This window comes from Micromonospora sp. Mcm103, assembly GCF_024519755.1.
GTDB lineage: Bacteria > Actinomycetota > Actinomycetes > Mycobacteriales > Micromonosporaceae > Micromonospora > Micromonospora aurantiaca.
In genome coordinates this window covers 48,913-68,342 of record NZ_JALJRJ010000003.1, presented here as the reverse complement: position 1 = coordinate 68,342, position 19,430 = coordinate 48,913, and the positions used below count along the sequence as shown (strand labels likewise).

The window sequence follows — 19,430 nt, the reverse complement described above, 5'->3', positions numbered from 1 at the left end:
GCCGCGGCCCGTACCTGTGGATGCCGGCGGCGGTTTCGGCGAGGACCGCCGCCGGTGACCCCGAACCGGGGCCCGGCGGTGTCCGGGCGCCCGGCCCGCTGCGGCGCTGCGGCGCCGGTCCGGAAAGGTTGCCGATGAGCACTGACGAGACCACCGAGGCGCCGAAACGGCGGACCTGGCCGCGGTTGACCCGCAGGCAGACGCTCACCGCCGCGGCGAGCGCGACACTGGGCGCCGCCGCCCTCACCGTGCCGGGCCTGTCCGCCGCGCAGAACGCCCCCACGGCGAGCCGGCGCGACGAGCCGATCGTGGTCCATCTCCGCGACGCCGCGGCCGGCGTCATGGACGTCTTCGTCGGCGCCAACCGGGTCGAGGTACGCGACCGCGGCCTGGCCGACCGCCTGGTGCGCGCCGCCGGCCGGCGCTGATCCCACCCTCCGCCGGCGCGGGCTCCCGGCGCCGGTTCCGACTTCCGTTCCCCCGACGAAGGTGCGTCCGCCATGTCCTCTCACCGCGAGGCCCCGGAGATCGCCAAGGATCCGGTCGCCGACAGTTCCGACCTGTACGCGTTCGTCACGCCGAGCCAGCCGGACACGGTCACGTTGATCGCCAACTACGTGCCGGTGCAGCTTCCCTCCGGCGGCCCGAACTTCTTCGAGTTCGGTGACGACGTCCGGTACGAGATTCACATCGACAACGACGGGGACGGTTATCCGGACGTCACCTATCGTTTCGAATTCACTACCGAGATCACGAACCAGAACAGTTTTCTCTACAACACCGGGCCGATCGAGTCGCTGGAGAGCAAGAACTGGAACCGGCGCCAGTTCTACCGGCTGACCCGGATCGCGGACGGTCGCGCGCGGGTGCTGGCGCACAAACTGCCCTGCCCGCCGTGCAACGTCGGACCGCTGTCCACGCCGAACTACCAGAACCTGGTCCGGCAGGCGACGTTCAAGCTGTCCACCGGCGAGAAGGTGTTCGCCGGGCAACGCGCCGACGGTTTCTTCGTCGACCTGGGCGCGGTGTTCGACCTGGGCACGCTGCGGCCGTTCCAGCAGTTGCACGTCGCCGGCAAGAAGCTGTTCCGGACCGAGGGCGAGCCGGTGAACGCGCTGGACCGGCTCAACGTGCACAGCCTCGCCGTGCAGGTGCCGCTGCGCCAGGTACGCCGCAAGGCGTCCCGCTACGGCTACGCCGACCGTGCCTCGACGATCGGGGTCTGGACCAGCGCGTCCCGCCAACAGGTGCGGGTGCTGGGGGACCGGGTCGCCGCCGACACCGCCGCCGGGCCCTTCACGCAGGTGTCGCGACTCGGTAACCCGTTGTTCAACGAGGTCATCGTGCCGATGTCCAGGAAGGACGTCTGGAACACGCTGCCGCCGTCGGAGGACAAGCGGTTCGCCGGGTTCGTGGAGCGGCCCGAGCTGGCCGGGCTGCTGCCGGCGCTCTACCCGGGCGTGTTCCCCAATCTGGACGCGCTGAACAAGTCCAAGAAGCCGCGTGCCGACCTGGTGGCGATCCTGCTCACCGGCGTCCCGGCCGGACTGATCGACGGCTTCGCCAACACCACAGGCGACGTGCAGGCGGACATGCTGCGGCTGAACACGGCGATCCGGCCCAGCCGTACCCCGGACCGGTTCGGTGTGCTCGGCGGCGACCTGGCCGGCTTCCCCAACGGCCGCCGTCCCGCCGACGACGTGGTGACGATCGCGCTGCGCGCCATCGCCGGGTTGACCGTGCCGCTGGTCGACAAGACGTTCCGGCCGGACGCCGCCGCGGCGGCGGTGACACCGGGCCTGAGCGCGGCCGACGTGACAGCGCCGTTCCTGGCCGACTTCCCGTTCCTCGGCACGCCGTACGACGGGTTCGGCAACCCGCAGGCGAAGAAGTCCTGACGGGAGCCGGCGAATGTCACACCATCACGATCTCGGCCCGTCGGAGGTCGGCAGCGTCGTGCTCGACCTCGGCGGTGACCGGGGCGCGCTGATCATCCACACCGGGCGGGACCTGCACGGCCGGGAGATCGAGATCAGCCGCGTGGACCTCGACGGCCCGCGGACCCACTCCGCCGTACGCGAGCGGCACGTCCGGGACGGGGTGTTCCACAGTGCGGTCTACCCGGATCTGGAGGCGGGTGTGTATACCGTCTGGTGGGACGAGAGTACGTCCGCCGGCGCGATCTCGGTCACCGGTGGGTCGATCGCCGAATTCGTTTGGCCCACCAGCTCACCAGCCCGCTTGGACTGATCCGTCAGTCGCGCCGGGACCCGCGCCCCGTCCACATGATGGACGGGGCGCGGTCGGCGTTGGACGGCTCGACGGGCGGTACCGCGGGAAGCGGGTTACCCTTTGCCCCACCAATTCTGATCTTGGTACGAGCGGCCGGCGGGGGCGTCCGGCCGGCCTGTCGGCGATGCGCCACGGCAGAAAACTTCCGGCAACTCGCCGGGGAGGGCGTTACTCGTCCGGGGTCTGAATCGATAGGGCAGGTTGCGAGGCTACGGGCGACCGGGGCGGTCGTCACGGACGTGTCGGGAGGGCGACTCCATTATCAAGTTTGGCTTGACGGCGCACGCATTACACGCGTGTAATTTGAATGGGGTTGTTCGCACGGAACGCAACAAATGGTGACCGTACGGACAGGCACGCCTTTCGCGTGGGGGGTTGCAGCGGCGAATGACGCCGGTGCGCGACAAGGAGGCAATCGATGGACGGCCAGCTCGAGGTGGCCGACCTGCTCGGGAACGCGCCGGAGTGGCAGGAGCGAGCGCTCTGCTCGCAGACCGACCCGGAGGCGTTCTTTCCCGAGAAGGGCGGCTCGACCCGCGAGGCGAAGCGCATCTGCTCGCGGTGCGAAGTGAAGACGGAATGCCTGGAGTACGCGCTCGGCCACGACGAGCGGTTCGGAATCTGGGGTGGCCTCTCCGAGCGGGAGCGGCGCAAGCTCAAGCGGCGGGTCGCCGCCTGATCCACGTACGGGTCCACGGGCGGTGGGGGCCGCCCGGACCCGGGTCGTCGTCCGGCCGGCGCGTCCGGCCGGGTGGCGGCGCCTGTCCGGCCGGCCCGGTCAGGCCAGCTCGTCCGGGTCGACGCCGAGCAGATTCGCCACCTGCTCGATGATCACGTCGTGCACCAGGTCGGCGAGGTCCTCGCGGTCCATCGCGCGGAACTCCAGCGGCCGCCGGTAGAGCACGATCCGCGGCGGCACCTCCTGGCGGCCGGGCCGCCCCGGCAGCAGCCGGGCCAGCGGCACCTCGCCGTCCTCCAGCACGTCCGAGTCGTAGACGTTCAGATCCGGCGGGACGTCCTCGACCGCGAACTCCACCCCGGCCAGCTCCTTGGCGAACCGGCGTTCGAGCGTCTCCACCGTGTCGAGCACCAGATCGTCGAAGACCTCGGCCTTCGTCCGCGCCAGCGGCACCGTGGCCGGCACCAGCCGCCCGCGCAGCCCGCGACCGTGCCGGTCACGGTGGGTGCGCCGGCCGGAGCCGGGGCGGCGGTTCTGGGGGCTCGTCATGACGGACAGGGTAGCCCGGGCCGGCGGTCCACCCGCCGTCGCGCGGCCGACCGGCGCGCCGGTGTGCCGATCGGCGGAATTGTGATCACCATGACGGGCGTGTCGTAACGCGAAGCGGTGCGCCGGACCCGGTAATGGGGATACCCTGCCGCCGTGAGGTCACCACGGCGCTGCTCCCGTAACGGCTGCCCCCGGCAAGCGGTCGCCACACTGACCTATGTCTACAACGAGTCGACGGCGGTGGTGGGCCCGCTCGCCGCGTTCGCCGAACCGCACACGTACGACCTGTGTGAGCCGCACGCCCGTAGCCTGACCGCCCCGCGGGGCTGGGACGTGGTGCGGCACGAGGGCGAGTTCGAGCCGCCGCCGCCCACCACCGACGACCTGGTGGCGCTGGCCGAGGCGGTACGCGAAGCCGCCCGCCCCGCCCCGCCGCGTCCCCCGGAGGACGAACCCACCACCAAGCCCCAGACCCCCCAGCAGGGCCGCCGGGGCCACCTCCGGGTCATCCCGCCCCACCACTGAACGACCCCGCCCCGGACCCTCCATCGGTCGATCATGAAGGTCCCGCTGGTCGGCCAAGTGCACGGACCAACGGGCGCCCGCCGGCCGGTCTCGGCCAGGTCGTCCGGGGTGGCGGGCGGGAGGCCCAGGATCGGGCTGACCGGCCCGTCGACGTCCGCGCCACCCTCGGCCGGCGCGACCGCCGTGGCCCGGCCAGACCAAGGTCAACACCAGTACGGGGAAGTGGCGCCATCCAGGCCACCCGGACCCCACCACCACCCCGAACTGGTGTCGATCATGAAACCCGGGCGCACCGGGGTCAGTGGCCCAGGAAGCGGGTGAAGAGATCGGCTCGGCGGGACGGGCGGGACGTGCGGTGCTCGCTCTTGTCGGCTGAGGACATGATCTTCAGGCCGGCGTTCATGGCGAGCCAGCGCAGCGGCTCCGGTTCCCAGTGGGGGGAGCGGTGCCCGACCCAGGGCAGCGCCGTGAGGTCGCTGTCCACGCCCCGGATCAGGTCGGCGAGCGTACGGCCGGCGAGGTTGCTGGTGCCGACGCCGTCACCGACGTAGCCGCCGGCCCAGGCCAGACCGGTACGGCGGTCCAGCCCCACCGACGCGGCCCAGTCCCGGGCCACGCCGAGCGGTCCGCCCCAGGCGTGCGTCACCGGCACGTCCGGCCCGAGCACGGGGAACAGTTCCCCGAGCGCCCGGCGCAGCGCCGCGAACACCCGGGGCTCCCGGTCGAAGCCCTGCCGGACCCGGGAGGCGTAGTGGTAGGGCGCGCCCCGCCCGCCGAACGCGAGCCGGCCGTCGGCGGTGCGCTGGCCGTACACGATGACGTGCCGGTAGTCGGAGAACGTCTCCCGCTGCGCCAGCCCGATCCGTGCCCAGGTCTCCTCGGGCAGCGGCGGGGTGGCCACCATCAGCGAGTAGACAGGTGCCACCGCACGCCGCTGGCCTGGTAGCCCCGGCGTGTAGCCCTCCGTCGCACGCACCACCACGGGCGCCCGGACCACGCCCGCCGCTGTCACCGCCACGCCCGGCCGCAGCGCGGTCACCGTTGTGCGCTCGTGGATGCGTACGCCCCGGCGCTCCACCGCCCGGGCCAGACCCCGGACCAGCTTCGCCGGGTGCACGGCGGCGCAGTGCGGGGTGTACGTGCCGCCGCGTACCCCCTCGGCGTTGCACCGCGCGGCGGCCTCGCCGGCGTCGAGCAGCGTCAGGTCGTCGTCGGTCAGCCCGTGCGCGTGGGCCTGGGCGACCTCGGCGCGGGCCCGCTGGAGCTGGGCCTCGCCGCGGGCGAGCGTCACCGTGCCGCCGGCCTGCCAGTCGCAGTCGATGCCCTCGGCGGCGGCGACCCGCCCCACCTCGGCGACCGTGTCGTGCATGGCCCGCTGCATGGCCAGTGCCCGGTCCCGGCCGTGCCGCCGGGCCAGCGCCGGCAGCGAGGTGGGGAACAGTGCCGAGCACCAGCCGCCGTTGCGCCCCGACGCGCCGTACCCGGCGATCTCCCGCTCCAGCACGACGACGCGCAACGTGGGATCGGCCTGGGCCAGGTAGTACGCCGTCCACAGCCCGGTGTACCCGGCGCCCACGATCGCCACGTCGGCGTCCGTGTCGCCGGGCAACCCGGGTCGCGGTGTCAGCGGTTCGTCCAGGCCGGACAGCCAGTACGACAGCTGCTGGTATCCCGTCATCGGCGTCAGAGCCGCGACCACGCCTCGGTCAGCACCGCGCGCAGGATCTGCTCGATCTCGTCGAAGTGCTGCTGGTCGGCGATCAGCGGCGGGGCAAGCTGCACCACCGGGTCGCCCCGGTCGTCCGCCCGGCAGTAGAGCCCGGCGTCGAACAGCGCGGTGGACAGGAAGCCGCGCAGCAGCCGCTCGGACTCGGCCTCGTCGAACGTCTCCCGGGTCGTCTTGTCCTTGACCAGTTCGATGCCGTAGAAGTAGCCGTCGCCCCGGACGTCGCCGACGATCGGCAGGTCGTGCAGCTTCTCCAGGGTGGACCGGAAGGCGCCCTCGTTCGCCCGGACGTGCCCGATCAGGTCCTCCCGGGCGAACACCTCCAGGTTGGCCAGCGCGACCGCGCAGGAGACCGGGTGGCCGCCGAACGTCACGCCGTGCGCGAACATGCCGGTCTCGGTGAGGAACGGCTCCATCAGCCGCTCGCTGGCGATCATCGCGCCGAGCGGGGCGTAGCCGGAGGTGATGCCCTTGGCGGTGGTGATGATGTCCGGCTGGTAGCCGTAGCGGACGGCGCCGAAGTACTCGCCGAGCCGGCCCCAGGAGCAGATCACCTCGTCGCTGACGAGCAGCACGTCGTACGCGTCGCAGATCTCACGTACCCGCTCGAAGTAGCCGGGCGGCGGCGGGAAGCAACCGCCGGAGTTCTGCACCGGCTCCAGGAAGACGGCGGCTACCGTCTCCGGCCCCTCCCGCTCGATCGCCCGGCCGATCTCCTCGGCGGCCCAGCGGCCGAACGCCTCGGCGTCGTCGCCGTGCTCGGGGGCCCGGTAGAAGTTGGTGTTCGGCACCTTGATGCCACCCGGCACCAGCGGCTCGAAGTCGGTCTTGATGCCGGGCAGGCCGGTGATCGACAGCGCGCCCATCGAGGTGCCGTGGTAGGCGATGTAGCGGCTGACCACCTTGTGCTTGGTGGGCTTGCCGGTGCGCTTGAAGTAGGCCCGGGCCAGCTTCCACGCCGCCTCGACGGCCTCGGAGCCGCCGGTGGTGAAGAAGACCCGGTTCAGGTCGCCGGGGGTGAGCGTGGCGATCTTCTCGGCCAGCTCGACGGCCTTCGGGTGGGCGTACGACCAGAGCGGGAAGTAGGCCAGCTCACCGGCCTGCTTGGCGGCGGCCTCGGCCAGCTCGGCGCGGCCGTGACCGGCGTTCACCACGAACAGCCCGGCCAGCCCGTCCAGGTAGCGGCGGCCCTGCGCGTCCCAGACGTACGCGCCCTCGCCCCGGACGATTGTCGGAACCTCGCCGGCGGGGTAGCTCGCCATGCGGGTGAAGTGCATCCAGAGATGGTCGGTGGCGTTGGCCATGTCAGCCCCATCGGGTCTCGGGCCGGTCAGGGGTGACACCGGCCGCTCTGCCCACGGTTATCCCACAGGCGATGCCGATAAGGCAAGCGAACAAGCTTCAGCGCGACGGATTCAGCGCCATATCACTGCGCTGTCAACGGAATCCGCATCAGGCGGTGCCCCAGCTGTAGGTCTGCTTGCGCAGCTTCAGGTAGACGAACGCCTCGGTGGAGAGCACCCCGGGCACGCCGCGCAGCTTCTGCAGGATCTCCAGCAGGTGTGCGTCGTTGCGGCAGACCACCTCGGCCAGCAGGTCGAACGAGCCGGCGGTGATCACCACGTAGTCGATCTCCTCGAACTCGGCCAGCCGGTCGGCGACGGGTTCCAGGTCGCCGTCGGTACGCAGCCCGATCATGGCCTGGCGGGGGAAGCCGAGCTGGAGTGGATCGGTGACCGCGACGATCTGCATGACGCCCGCGTCGAGCAGCCGCTGCACCCGCTGGCGTACCGCCGCCTCGGAGAGGCCGACCGCCTTGCCGATGCTCGCGTACGGGCGGCGTCCGTCCTCCTGGAGCTGCTCGATGATCTGCTTGGCCACGTCGTCGAGCAGAGCGTGGTTGGCGCCGTCACGCACAGTGACCCGACGGGCGCCGTTTCCGTTCTCCTGGTGCCGGTTGACCATCGACGCTCCTCGTGTCCAGTTCTCCGTGTTGAGCGTAGTGCCCCGCGCAGTCTGGCGTATTTCGTGGCGACTGGCTATTCCGGCAACGGAATCCCTTGTGAGAGAGGTTTTCTCATGTCAGGATCAGTCGTCCATCGCCACTGACCCTCCCGCCGGCGCGCCGCCCCCGTCCCGCCGCCGACGATGCCCCCCAAGGAGTCGTCACATGCGTAGTCCCCTCCGGCCCCTCACCCGGCGTGGTCTGCTCACCGGGACCCTCGGCTCGGCCGCGCTGCTCGCCACCGCGGGCACCCTGGCCGGCTGCGGGACCAAGGGCGCCCAGCAGACCGAAGCCGGATGCAAGAGCGAGGATCTGTCCGCCACCGAGAAGAAGGTCGCCTTCTCGAACTGGCCGCAGTACATGGACACCGACGAGAAGGACGAGTCCAAGCGCCCCACGCTCGACGCGTTCGTCGCCGCCACCGGCATCCAGGTGACGTACACCGAGGACGTCAACGACAACAACGAGTTCTTCGGCAAGGTACGCAACCAGCTCGCCGGGTGTCAGAGCACCGGCCGGGACATCATGGTGCTCACCGACTGGATGGCCGCCCGGGTGATCCGCCTCGGCTGGGTCCAGAAGCTGGACAAGTCGAAGATGCCGAACGTCGAGGCGAACCTGCTGCAGTCGCTGCGCGGTCGCTCCTTCGACGCCGAGACCCAGCTCGCCGTCCCGTGGCAGTCCGGCCTGGCCGGGCTCGCGTACAACGCGAAGGTCACCAAGGAGATCCGCACCGTCGACGAGCTGCTCACCCGTCCCGATCTCAAGGGCAAGGTGACTGTGCTGTCGGAGATGCGCGACACCATCGGCCTGCTGCTCCAGTCGCTCGGCCACGACCCGGCCAAGTTCACGTCGGCCCAGTTCGACGACGCGCTGAACAAACTGAAGAAGGCCGTGGACAGCAAGCAGATCCGGCGGTTCACCGGTAACGACTACGCACCCGACCTGGCCAAGGGCGACATCGCCGCGTGCATCGGCTGGTCCGGCGACGTGGTCCAGCTCGGCTTCGACGACGAGAAGATCAAGTTCGTGGTGCCCGAGTCCGGCGTGATGCTCTGGTCGGACAACATGCTGGTGCCGAACAAGGCCACCCACAAGGCCAACGCCGAGGCGTTGATGAACCACTACTACGACCCGGCGGTGGCGGCGAAGCTGGCCGCGTACGTCAACTACATCTGCCCCGTGCAGGGCGCGCAGGCCGAGATGGAGAAGATCGACCCGGACCTGGCGAACAACCCGCTGATCTTCCCGGACGACACGATGCTGTCCAAGGCCAAGGTCTTCATGGCGCTCGACGAGGCGCAGGAGAAGGAGTACGAGACCAAGTTCCAGCAGGTGATCGGCGCGTGAAGGGGCAGCAGACCCCGGCCGGTGACCTGCGACTGGTCGACCTGACCAAGCGGTTCGGCGTCTTCACCGCCGTCGACGACCTCACCCTCACCATCCCGCAGGGCTCGTTCTTCGCCCTGCTCGGCGCGTCCGGCTGCGGCAAGACCACCACGCTGCGGATGATCGCCGGGCTGGAGCAGCCGACGAGCGGACAGGTGCTGCTCGGCGAGCAGGACATCGCCGGGCTGCGGCCGTACAAGCGGCCGGTGAACACCGTCTTCCAGAGCTACGCCCTCTTCCCGCACCTGGACATCCACGAGAACGTGGCGTTCGGGCTGCGCCGCCGCGGCATCCGCAACGTGGGCGACCAGGTGGAGCGCATGCTCGCGCTGGTGCAGCTCGAAGGGTACGGCCGGCGCCGCCCGGCCCAGCTCTCCGGCGGCCAGCAGCAGCGCGTCGCGCTGGCCCGGGCGCTCATCAACCACCCGCAGGTGCTGCTGCTCGACGAACCACTCGGCGCGCTCGACCTCAAGCTGCGCCGGCAGATGCAGATCGAGCTGAAGCGGATCCAGACCGAGGTCGGCATCACGTTCGTGCACGTCACCCACGACCAGGAGGAGGCCATGACGATGGCCGACACGGTCGCGGTGATGAACGCCGGCCGGATCGAGCAGCTCGGCGCGCCCGCCGACATCTACGAGTACCCGGCCACCGCGTTCGTGGCGAACTTCCTCGGCCAGTCCAACCTGCTCGCCGCCGAAGCCGGCGGTCGCGCCGCCGACGACGTGCTGGTCACGGCGCACGGCTCGCGCTTCTCGGTGCCCGCCGGCCGGGCCCGGCTCACCGACGGTCCGGCCTTCCTCGGCGTACGTCCGGAGAAGCTGCATCTGGTCGACGGCCCGGACCGGGTGCCGGCCGGACACCAGCACGTCGGTGGCGTGGTCACCGACGCCTCCTACGTCGGGGTGAGCACCCAGTACCTGGTGCGCACCGCGTGGGGCAGCGAACTGTCCGCGTTCGCCGCGAACAGCGGGCTGGGCGGTCAACTGGCGGTCGGCACAGCGGTGACCGCGCACTGGGATCCGCGGCACGCGTTCCTGCTGCCCCGGGCCGCCGGTGAGGACGACCAGACCGCGCCGCTGCTCGACGAGCCGCCGGTGGGTGCGCTGCCATGAGCGAGCGCAGCGAGCGAATCGGCTGGCTCAGCGCGATGGTGCCTCATGACGGCACGGAGCGAAGCGGAGTGGCGGCATGAGCGCGCTGGCCCACGTACCGACCTCCGCCGGGAAACCGGCGCCGCCGCCGGTGCGGCGCGGGCGCAGCCGGCTCCTGCCGTACCTGTTGCTGCTGCCCGGCGCGGTCTGGCTGCTCGTCTTCTTCGCGCTCCCGCTGGTGCAGCTCGCCTCGGCCAGCCTCTACGACCCGGCCGGCTCGCTCTCCACCGGGTACGCCATGACCTGGGCGTTCAGCAACTACCCGGACGCGTTGCAGGCGTACTGGCCGCAGTTCTCCCGGTCGTTCCTGTACTCGGCGATGGCGTTGGTGCTCGCGCTGCTGATGGGCTACCCGCTGGCGTACGCGATCGCGCAGAAGGCCGGCCGGTGGAAGAACCTGCTGCTGGTCGCGGTGGTCGCGCCGATGTTCACCAGCTTCCTGGTGCGCACGCTGGCCTGGAAGACCATCCTGTCGGACAACGGCGCGCTCGTCGGGCTGCTGCGCGACGTGCACCTGCTCGGCCCGGACGGCCGGCTGCTCGCCACCCCGATCGCCGTGGTGCTCGGTCTGACGTACAACTTCCTGCCGTTCCTGGTGCTGCCGCTGTACGCGAGCCTGGAGCGGCTCGATCCCCGGCTGCTGGAAGCGGCGAGCGACCTGTACGCGAGCCCGCTGCGCGCGTTCGCCAAGGTCACGCTGCCGCTGTCGATGCCCGGCCTGATCGCCGGCACGCTGCTGTTCTTCATCCCGGCCACCGGTGACTACATCAACGCCGAGCTGCTCGGTACGCCGAACGAGTACATGATCGGCAACGTCATCGACTCGGCGTTCCTGGTCCGGCTGGACTATCCGCAGGGCGCGGCGCTGTCGTTCCTGCTGATGGCCGCGATCCTGGCGATCGTCTTCGTCTACCTGCGGAAGGCCGGCACGGAGGAGGTGCTCTGATGAGCGCGAGGAGCGCAGCGAAGCGGAGCCCCGCAGTCGCGAATGGAGGCAGGCTCTGATGAGGCGCTGGCTCGCCGACCGGTGGGTGATGGGCGTGGCCCTGCTCGTCCTCGGCTATCTGACGCTGCCGATCATGGTGGTCGCCGGTCTTTCCTTCAACCGGCCCTCCAGCCGGCTCTCCTACGACTTCAACGAGTTCACGCTCGACAACTGGAAGCAGCCCTGCGCCACCTCGGACATGTGCGACGCCGTGGTGCGCAGCATGCAGATCGGCCTCATCGCCACAGTCGTCTCCACGCTCCTCGGCACGCTGATGGCGTTCGCGCTGGTCCGGCACAGCTTCCGCGGCCGCTCCGGGCTCAACGGGCTGATCTTCCTGCCGATGGCCACCCCGGAACTGGTGATGGGCACCTCGCTGCTCGCCCTCTTCGTCGCCGCCGGGGTGCCGCAGGGCTTCTGGACCATCGTCATCGCGCACGTCATGTTCTGCGTGTCGTTCGTCGTGGTCACCGTGAAGGCCCGGCTCTCCGGCATGGACCGGCGGCTGGAGGAGGCCGCGATGGACCTGTACGCCAGCGAGTGGCAGACGTTCCGCCGGATCACGCTGCCACTCGTGCTGCCCGGCATCGTGGCCGCCGCGCTGCTGGCGTTCTCGCTCAGCTTCGACGACTTCATCATCACGAACTTCAACGCCGGCACCACTGTCACGTTCCCCATGTACGTCTGGGGCGCCTCCCAGCGCGGCATCCCGCCGCAGGTGAACGTGATCGGCACGGCCATGTTCGTGATCGCGTTGCTGCTCGTCGGGGCCACCTCGCTGCGTGGGCGGCGGGCGCGCCGGGCCGCCCTCGCGGTGGTCGCCACACCGGCGGGCAAGCCATGACACTCCCGCATACCGGCCGGGCGCTGGCCGACGCCGCGCCCGTGTCGTACTGGCTGGACCGCCCGGTTCGCCCCGACCCGCTGCCGCCGCTGACCGGGACGCACACCGCCGACCTGCTCGTGGTCGGCGGCGGGTACGCCGGGCTGTGGACCGCGCTGCTCGCAAAGGAGGCCGACCCGGACCGCGACGTGCTGCTCGTCGACGCGGGCACATGCGGCTGGGCGGCGTCCGGGCGCAACGGCGGGTTCTGCGCCGCGTCGCTCACCCACGGGCTCGCCAACGGCGTCGAGCGGTTCCCCGGCGAGATCGGCGAGCTGGAACGGCTGGGCCGGGAGAACCTGGACGCCATCGCCGCCACCGTGGCGAAGTACGACATCGACTGCGACTTCGAACGCACCGGCGAACTGGCGGTGGCCGTCGAGCCGTACCAGCTCGACGGGCTCGCCGCCGACGCCGAGCTGGCCCGCCGGTACGGCCACGACGTGCGGCTGCTCGACCGCGACGAGGTACGCGCCGAGGTGGCGTCGCGGACGTACCTGGGCGGGATGTGGGATCGCGATCGGGTGGCCCTGCTCGACCCGGCGAAGCTCGCCTGGGGACTGCGCCGCGCCGCGCTCGACCTGGGCGTACGCGTGCACGAGCACACCCGCGTCACCGGCCTGGCCGGCGACGGCGCCGGGATGCGCGCCACCACTGCGGGCGGCGCGGAAGCGGCGCCCGGCACGGTACGGGCGCGGCAGGTCGTGCTGGCCACGAACGCGTTCCCGCCGCTGCTGCGCCGGCTGCGCTCCTGGATCGTGCCGGTCTACGACTACGCGCTGATGACCGAGCCGCTGACCGAGGCGCAGCGCGACGCGATCGGCTGGCGGCACCGGCAGGGGCTCGCCGACACCGGCAACCAGTTCCACTACTACCGGCTCACCGCCGACAACCGGATCCTGTTCGGCGGCTACGACGCGATCTACCACTACGGCAACCGGGTGGCGCCCGCGCTGGAGCAGCGCGAGGCCACCTTCACCACGCTCGCCTCGCACTTCTTCACGACGTTCCCGCAGCTCGCCGATGTGCGCTTCAGTCACCGCTGGGGTGGCGTCATCGACACCTGCACCCGGTTCTGCGCGTTCTTCGGCACCGCGTACTCCGGACGCCTGGCGTACGCGGCCGGGTTCACCGGGCTCGGCGTCGGCGCGACCCGGTTCGGCGCCCGCGTGACGCTCGACCTGCTCTCCGGCACCGACACCCCGCTGACCCGGCTCGACCTGGTGCGCCGTAAGCCGCTGCCGTTCCCGCCGGAACCGGCCCGGTCCGTGGGCATCAACCTCACCCGCTGGTCGCTCGCCCGCGCCGACGCGCGTGACGGACGGCGCAACCTCTGGCTCCGTACTCTCGACCGTCTTGGACTGGGGTTCGACTCCTGATGCGTATCCTCCTGGTCGGCGCCGGTGGCGTCGGCTCCGCCGCCGTATCCATCGCCGCCCGCCGTACCTTCTTCGAGATCATGGTGGTCGCCGACCACGACCCGGCGCGTGCGGCGCGGGCCGTCGCCGGGCACGGCGACCGGTTCGTCGCCGCCACAGTCGACGCGTCCTCCGCCGACGCGGTGGCCGCGCTGTGCCGGGAACACCGGATCACCCACGTCCTCAACGCGGTCGACCCGCGCTTCGTCATGCCGATCTTCGACGGCGCGTTCGCCGCCGGGGCCGACTACCTGGACATGGCGATGTCGCTGTCCCGGCCGCACCCCGAGCGCCCCTACGCCGAGACCGGGGTCAAGCTCGGCGACGAGCAGTTCGCCGTCGCGGAGCGGTGGGCCGCCGCCGGGCGGCTCGCGCTGTGCGGCATCGGCGTCGAGCCGGGCCTGTCCGACGTCTTCGCCCGCTACGCCGCCGACGAACTCTTCGCCGAGATCGACGAGATCGGGGTACGCGACGGCGCGAACCTGACAGTCGCCGGGTACGAGTTCGCGCCGTCGTTCTCCATCTGGACCACCATCGAGGAGTGCCTCAACCCGCCGGTGATCTGGGAGGCCGGGCGCGGCTGGTTCACCACCGAACCGTTCAGCGAGCCGGAGGTGTTCGACTTCCCGGCCGGGATCGGCCCGGTCGAGTGCGTCAACGTCGAGCACGAGGAGGTGCTGCTCATCCCGCGCTGGGTGCCGGCGAAGCGGGTCACCTTCAAGTACGGCCTCGGCGCCGAGTTCATCGAGGTGCTCCGCACGCTGCACAAGCTCGGACTGGACTCGACCCAGCCGGTGCGCGTGCGCGGGGTCGAGGTGTCGCCGCGCGACCTGGTGGCCGCCGCGCTGCCCGACCCGGCCACGCTCGGCGACCGGATGAGCGGCAAGACGTGCGCCGGCACGTACGTCACCGGCACCGGCCCGGACGGCCGCCCGCGCCGCGTCTATCTCTACCACGTGGTCGACAACGAGTGGTCGATGGCCGAGTACGGCCACCAGGCGGTGGTCTGGCAGACCGCCGTCAACCCGGTCGTCGCGCTGGAACTGCTCGCCACCGGTGCCTGGTCCGGCACGGGCGTGCTCGGCCCGGAGGCGTTCCCGCCGACCCCCTTCCTCGACCTGCTCACCGGCTACGGTTCGCCGTGGGGGATGGAGGAACGATGACCCGGTACGGCCCGATGTACGGCCCCGACATCACGTTCCTCGGCGTGCCGCCGTGCACCGTCGAGGAGCCGGTCACGTTCGCCGACGCGGATGTGGTGATCATCGGGGCGCCGTTCGACGGCGGCACCTCGCACCGGCCGGGCACCCGGTTCGGGCCGTCCGCCATCCGACAGGCCTGCTACCTGCCGCACGACGGCTCCCGCCCGTCGCTGGCGCTGCGCGTGGACGCGCTGAAGGATCTGTGCGTCTACGACGCCGGCGACGTGGAGATGTTCGGCGGCGACATCGAGCGTTCGCTCGCCGCGCTGGAGACCGCCGTGCACGCGGTAGCCGCCGCCGGGGCGATCCCGGTAGTCCTCGGCGGGGACCACTCCATCGCGCTGCCCGACGCGACGGGCGTGGCCCGGCACCACGGGCTCGGCCGGGTGTCGCTCGTGCACTTCGACGCGCACGCCGACACCGGCGACGTCGAGTTCGGCTCGCTGCACGGTCACGGCCAGCCGATGCGTCGGCTCATCGAGTCCGGTGCGGTACGCGGCGACCGCTTCCTGCAGATCGGGCTGCGCGGCTACTGGCCCGGCCCGGACACGCTGGCGTGGATGGCGGAACAGCGGATGCGCTCGTACGAGATGACCGAGATCGTGGCGCGCGGGCTGGACACCTGTCTGACCGAGGCGTTCGGCATCGCGACCGACGAGTGCGAGGGCGTGTTCCTCTCGGTCGACGTGGACGTGGTCGACCCGGGCATGGCGCCGGGCACCGGCACGCCCGAGCCGGGCGGGTTCACGTCCCGGCAGTTGCTCGACGCGGTGCGCCGGGTCTGTTACGAGCTGCCTGTGGTCGGGCTGGACGTGGTCGAGGTCGCCCCGCCGTACGACCACGCCGACATCACCGCGTACCTGGGCAACCGGGTGGTGCTGGAGGCGCTGTCCGCGATAGCCCGCCGCCGCCACGACGCCGAGACCGGAACCCCGTGGAACCCCACCCAGCCGCTCCTGGATGGTCGCTGACCCCCTCCCCCTCCCCGTTGATCTTGCACTTTCGGCCCCGGAATCCCGGGCATCTCGGGCGTTTAGAGGGCATCAACTGCAAGATCGCGCGTGTGGGGTGAGGGTTTAGCACACGGGCGGGGGCGGTGGGGGTTTTGCACATCCCGGTTCTTGTCCACAGGGCAAGGCGATGGTGTGGGAACCGGGCCGGGGTGGGGCTGCATGGTTCGGGTATGTCGACGCAGCTGTGGCGGACCCGGGAACTGATGCGGGTGCTCACCGTGAAGCGAGTACGCACGCAGGTCGTGCGGGAGGAACTGATCCGGGTGCGGCGCGGTGTCTACGCGCCGACACCGTGCGATGACGAGGACGAGCTGCGAGCCCTGCTGCTGTGTCTTCCGGGCGGCGCGATGCTGGCCATGCAGAGTGCGGCACGCCGCCACGGCTTCGGCGTACTTCGGGAATCCGCCGTACACGTGCAGTTGCCGCCGGACGTCGCCAAGCCCCGGCTGCCGGGCCTCGTCGTCCATCACTCGATCCTGCCGGTCCGGCCGGTGCTTGTCGGTGGCCTGCCGTGTGTGCCGGCCGCGCAGTGCGCGGTCGACCTGGCCCGAGCCGTACGCCGGATGGATGCGCTCCCCGTGCTCGACGCCGCGCTCCGGGCGGGCGCCGCGACGACCGACGACCTAGCGGCCGAGCTGCCCCTCCATCGCGGTCTGCGGGGCATCCGGCAGGCGCGCGATCTCGTGCCCCGGGCTGACGGCCGAGCGGAATGCCGGCAGGAGAGCCAGCTACGGCTGCTGCTGCTCGACGGCGGGCTGCCGGTGCCGGAGCCGCAGATGTGGATTCACGACCGGCACGGCATTCCCCGCTTCCGGATCGACCTGGGCTACCGCGAGCGACGGGTCGGAGTGGAGTACGACGGGCTGTCCCACCTGGACCGGGATCACATGCGGTACGACCGCGACCGGATCAACTGGCTGGACGCCAACGGATGGCGGATGCGCTACTTCACCGACCGCGACCTGTACAGCCGCCCGTCCCACATCCTCACCACCCTCCGAGTCGCCCTAACCCCCTAACCCCCCCCGGGGCCGCCCCCGAAGCCCGCCGAAGCCCTCCCGAAGCCCGCGATCTTGCACTTACCTATCCCGCAAAAGGGATCGATCCGACAAACAAGGGGCACCAAGTGCAAGATCGCGGGGGCGGGGGCCGGGAAGGGCGGGGTCAGGGGCGGGTGCAGCGGGGGCGCAGGCGTACGGGCTCGGTGGTTTCGGTAATCGAGTTGGGCTCGATCACCAGGCGGGCGATCGTGGTGGCCCGGCCGGGACGGAATCTGCCCTGGTCGGCGGGGATTGTTGCGGTCCAGGTGCCGGCGGTGCGCTCGTCGGTGCACGCGCCGATCACGCCGAACCCGAAGCCGGTGACCGAGCCGCGCCGTACCCGCTGGTCGAGGTGCACCTCGATGTACGCGAGGCCGCGCTCCGCGCCGCAGTCGAACCGGCCACCGACGGTGGCGGTGTGCGCCCGCGCGTCGGCCGTGCCGAACCAGTTGACGGAGATGCTGGGGGAGGCCGCCGGGGCGGCGACGGCGGCGCCGGGTGCGAGCCCGAGCGTGGCGGCGGTGGCCAGGGCGGTGAGGCCGGCGGCGAGCACTGGCTGTCGGACCGGGTGCATGGGCGGTCTCCTGTCGGGCGGTGGCGAACGCGACCCGGTAGCGACTCGAACGGTGGTGGGACGCGTTCTCCGAAGTGGACGGCGTCAGCATCCCACCGCCGCGATGCCCGCGAGCTGCAAGATCTCGGACAGATCAGCGGTTCAGGTGGGACCGGATGAGGAAGCGGACGCCCTCCGGGGCCTCCAGGGAGAAGCCGCTGCCCCGGCCGGGCACCACGTCGACCGTGAGCCGGGTGTGCTGCCACAGCTCCCACTGGGCCTTCGACATCCAGAACTCCACCGGCTCGGGCACGCCGTCGACAGCAAGCGAGGCGAGCAGCACGTCCGAGCCGCCGGTGCGGAACTCGCCGGCCGGGTAGCACATGGGGGCGCTGCCGTCGCAGCAGCCGCCGGACTGGTGGAACATCAGCGGGCCGTGCTGCCCCCGCAGCGACCGGATCAGGTCGGCCGCCGCGGGGGTCACTGTCACGGTGTCGCCCATCAGAAGAAGCCCAGCTTCTTCGGCGAGTAGCTGACCAGCAGGTTCTTGGTCTGCTGGTAGTGCTCCAGCATCATCTTGTGGTTCTCCCGGCCGATGCCGGACTGCTTGTAGCCGCCGAACGCCGCGTGCGCCGGGTAGGCGTGGTAGCAGTTCGTCCACACCCGGCCGGCCTGGATCGCCCGCCCGGCCCGGTACGCGGTGTTCAGGTCCCGGGTCCACACGCCCGCGCCGAGCCCGTACAGCGTGTCGTTGGCGATCTTCACGGCGTCGTCCAGGTCGGCGAAGGAGGTCACCGACACCACCGGGCCGAAGATCTCCTCCTGGAAGATCCGCATCGAGTTGTCGCCCTCGAAGATGGTCGGCTGGACGTAGTAGCCGCCGGACAGTTCGCCGCCGAGGTCGGCGCGCTCGCCGCCGGTGAGGACGCGAGCGCCCTCCTGCCGCCCGATGTCCAGGTAGGACAGGATCTTCTCCAGCTGGTCGTTCGACGCCTGCGCGCCGACCATCGTGTCGGTGTCCAGCGGGTGCCCCTGCCTGACCGCCTTCGTCCGCTCGACGGCGGCGGCGAGGAAGTCGGAGTAGTGGCCCTGCTGGATGAGCGCCCGGGACGGGCAGGTGCACACCTCGCCCTGGTTGAGCGCGAACATGGTGAAGCCTTCGAGGGCCTTGTCCCGGAAGTCGTCGGACGCGGCGCTGACGTCGTCGAAGAAGATGTTCGGGCTCTTGCCACCCAGCTCCAGCGTGACCGGCTTGATGTTCTCGCTGGCGTACTGCATGATCAGCCGCCCGGTGGTGGTCTCGCCGGTGAACGCCACCTTCGCCACCCGCGGCGAGGACGCCAGCGGCTTGCCCGCCTCGACGCCGAAGCCGTTGACCACGTTGAGCACGCCGGGCGGCAGCAGGTCGCCGATCAGCGAGAGCAGGTAGTGGATCGAGGCGGGCGTCTGCTCGGCCGGCTTGAGCACCACCGCGTTGCCGGCGGCAAGCGCCGGGGCGAGCTTCCACACCGCCATGAGGATCGGGAAGTTCCACGGGATGATCTGCCCGACCACGCCCAGCGGCTCGTGGAAGTGGTAGGCCACGGTGTCGTCGTCGATTTCGCCGAGCGAGCCCTCCTGTGCCCGGATCGCCCCGGCGAAGTAGCGGAAGTGGTCGATCGCGAGCGGGATGTCGGCGGCGAGCGTCTCGCGTACCGGCTTGCCGTTCTCCCACGTCTCGGCGATCGCCAGGGACTCCAGGTTGTCCTGCATGCGGTCGGCGATCCGGTTGAGGATCAGCGAGCGTTCGGCGACCGACGTGCGGCCCCACGCGTCGGCCGCGCCGTGCGCCGCGTCGAGCGCCTTCTCCACGTCCTCGGCGGTGCCCCGGGCCACCTCGCAGAAGGTCTGCCCGGTCACCGGCGTCGGGTTCTCGAAGTACTTCCCACCGTGCGGCTTCACGTACTCGCCGCCGATGTAGTGGTCGTAACGGGACTGCCAGTGGGTGGGGGCGTCGTAGCGCGTCATGGGTACCTCC

20 protein-coding genes are annotated in these 19,430 nt (G+C 71.1%); 13 read left to right on the top strand and 7 right to left on the bottom strand.

The features are described from left to right. Positions 1 to 134: 134 nt before the first annotated feature. The 4 genes from OC439_RS05230 to OC439_RS05215 all read left to right on the top strand — a co-directional run bounded on the left by OC439_RS05230 (position 135) and on the right by OC439_RS05215 (position 2,971). A complete protein-coding gene (locus OC439_RS05230; RefSeq protein ID WP_262012469.1) occupies positions 135 to 428 on the top strand; it encodes a hypothetical protein in 294 nt (97 codons plus the stop codon). A gap of 72 nt (positions 429 to 500) precedes the next feature. Then, a complete protein-coding gene (locus OC439_RS05225; RefSeq protein WP_262012468.1) occupies positions 501 to 1,898 on the top strand; it encodes a DUF4331 domain-containing protein in 1,398 nt (465 codons plus the stop codon). A 13-nt stretch (positions 1,899 to 1,911) separates the two neighbouring features. After that, on the top strand, positions 1,912 to 2,250 hold the full coding sequence (locus OC439_RS05220) for a hypothetical protein (RefSeq protein WP_013284160.1): 339 nt from the start codon (positions 1,912 to 1,914) through the stop codon (positions 2,248 to 2,250). Positions 2,251 to 2,710: 460 nt separating this feature from the next. Next, complete coding sequence (locus tag OC439_RS05215) at positions 2,711 to 2,971, top strand: WhiB family transcriptional regulator (RefSeq protein WP_013284161.1); 261 nt, start codon at positions 2,711 to 2,713, stop codon at positions 2,969 to 2,971. Positions 2,972 to 3,070: 99 nt separating this feature from the next. On the opposite strand, the gene OC439_RS05210 is transcribed toward OC439_RS05215, so the two are convergent. Beyond that, positions 3,071 to 3,520 (bottom strand): metallopeptidase family protein, encoded by a 450-nt coding sequence (locus OC439_RS05210; RefSeq protein WP_018787548.1) that lies wholly within the window; start codon positions 3,518 to 3,520, stop codon positions 3,071 to 3,073. A gap of 153 nt (positions 3,521 to 3,673) precedes the next feature. Between OC439_RS05210 and OC439_RS05205 the strand changes: the two genes are divergently transcribed. Next, the gene (locus OC439_RS05205) at positions 3,674 to 4,045 is read left to right on the top strand and encodes a DUF3499 domain-containing protein (RefSeq protein ID WP_091418612.1); all 372 of its coding nucleotides are present in this window, start codon (positions 3,674 to 3,676) and stop codon (positions 4,043 to 4,045) included. A gap of 298 nt (positions 4,046 to 4,343) precedes the next feature. On the opposite strand, the gene OC439_RS05200 is transcribed toward OC439_RS05205, so the two are convergent. The 3 genes from OC439_RS05200 to OC439_RS05190 form a co-directional block, all read right to left on the bottom strand. After that, positions 4,344 to 5,723: an NAD(P)/FAD-dependent oxidoreductase gene (locus tag OC439_RS05200; protein WP_262012467.1), complete on the bottom strand. Its 1,380-nt coding sequence runs from the start codon at positions 5,721 to 5,723 to the stop codon at positions 4,344 to 4,346. 5 nt (positions 5,724 to 5,728) lie between these two features. Then, positions 5,729 to 7,075 carry an aspartate aminotransferase family protein gene (locus tag OC439_RS05195; RefSeq protein ID WP_194798500.1) on the bottom strand — a complete coding sequence of 449 codons (1,347 nt, stop codon included), beginning with the start codon at positions 7,073 to 7,075 and terminating at the stop codon, positions 5,729 to 5,731. A gap of 148 nt (positions 7,076 to 7,223) precedes the next feature. Beyond that, positions 7,224 to 7,736, bottom strand: a complete 513-nt coding sequence (locus OC439_RS05190; protein ID WP_262012466.1) for an Lrp/AsnC family transcriptional regulator — start codon at positions 7,734 to 7,736, stop codon at positions 7,224 to 7,226. A 205-nt stretch (positions 7,737 to 7,941) separates the two neighbouring features. On the opposite strand from OC439_RS05190, the gene OC439_RS05185 reads away from it, so the two are divergent. From OC439_RS05185 to OC439_RS05150, 8 genes are all read left to right on the top strand, one after another. Next, entirely contained in the window at positions 7,942 to 9,126 is a 1,185-nt protein-coding gene (locus OC439_RS05185) for a spermidine/putrescine ABC transporter substrate-binding protein (protein WP_262012465.1), read from the top strand. Further along, complete coding sequence (locus OC439_RS05180; protein ID WP_262012464.1) at positions 9,123 to 10,280, top strand: ABC transporter ATP-binding protein; 1,158 nt, start codon at positions 9,123 to 9,125, stop codon at positions 10,278 to 10,280. Before OC439_RS05185 ends, OC439_RS05180 begins: the two co-directional genes overlap by 4 nt. A 76-nt stretch (positions 10,281 to 10,356) precedes the next feature. Further along, positions 10,357 to 11,265: an ABC transporter permease gene (locus tag OC439_RS05175; RefSeq protein ID WP_262012463.1), complete on the top strand. Its 909-nt coding sequence runs from the start codon at positions 10,357 to 10,359 to the stop codon at positions 11,263 to 11,265. Between the two features lie 58 nt (positions 11,266 to 11,323). After that, positions 11,324 to 12,148 carry an ABC transporter permease gene (locus tag OC439_RS05170; RefSeq protein ID WP_043326456.1) on the top strand — a complete coding sequence of 275 codons (825 nt, stop codon included), beginning with the start codon at positions 11,324 to 11,326 and terminating at the stop codon, positions 12,146 to 12,148. After that, positions 12,145 to 13,566 (top strand): NAD(P)/FAD-dependent oxidoreductase, encoded by a 1,422-nt coding sequence (locus OC439_RS05165; protein WP_262012462.1) that lies wholly within the window; start codon positions 12,145 to 12,147, stop codon positions 13,564 to 13,566. Before OC439_RS05170 ends, OC439_RS05165 begins: the two co-directional genes overlap by 4 nt. Beyond that, a complete protein-coding gene (locus tag OC439_RS05160) occupies positions 13,566 to 14,768 on the top strand; it encodes a saccharopine dehydrogenase family protein (protein WP_262012461.1) in 1,203 nt (400 codons plus the stop codon). The genes OC439_RS05165 and OC439_RS05160 overlap by 1 nt, the downstream gene beginning before the upstream one ends. Beyond that, positions 14,765 to 15,778 (top strand): agmatinase, encoded by a 1,014-nt coding sequence (gene speB / locus OC439_RS05155; protein WP_262012460.1) that lies wholly within the window; start codon positions 14,765 to 14,767, stop codon positions 15,776 to 15,778. Before OC439_RS05160 ends, speB begins: the two co-directional genes overlap by 4 nt. Positions 15,779 to 15,990: 212 nt before the next feature. Then, positions 15,991 to 16,839: an endonuclease domain-containing protein gene (locus tag OC439_RS05150; RefSeq protein ID WP_262012459.1), complete on the top strand. Its 849-nt coding sequence runs from the start codon at positions 15,991 to 15,993 to the stop codon at positions 16,837 to 16,839. Positions 16,840 to 16,984: 145 nt separating this feature from the next. Here OC439_RS05150 and OC439_RS05145 read toward each other — a convergent pair whose 3' ends face one another. From OC439_RS05145 to adh, 3 genes are all read right to left on the bottom strand, one after another. Next, the gene (locus tag OC439_RS05145) at positions 16,985 to 17,434 is read right to left on the bottom strand and encodes a hypothetical protein (protein WP_262012458.1); all 450 of its coding nucleotides are present in this window, start codon (positions 17,432 to 17,434) and stop codon (positions 16,985 to 16,987) included. 133 nt (positions 17,435 to 17,567) lie between these two features. Beyond that, positions 17,568 to 17,915: a DUF779 domain-containing protein gene (locus OC439_RS05140; RefSeq protein WP_262012457.1), complete on the bottom strand. Its 348-nt coding sequence runs from the start codon at positions 17,913 to 17,915 to the stop codon at positions 17,568 to 17,570. After that, a complete protein-coding gene (adh, locus tag OC439_RS05135) occupies positions 17,915 to 19,420 on the bottom strand; it encodes an aldehyde dehydrogenase (protein ID WP_262012456.1) in 1,506 nt (501 codons plus the stop codon). Before adh ends, OC439_RS05140 begins: the two co-directional genes overlap by 1 nt. Positions 19,421 to 19,430: the final 10 nt, after the last annotated feature.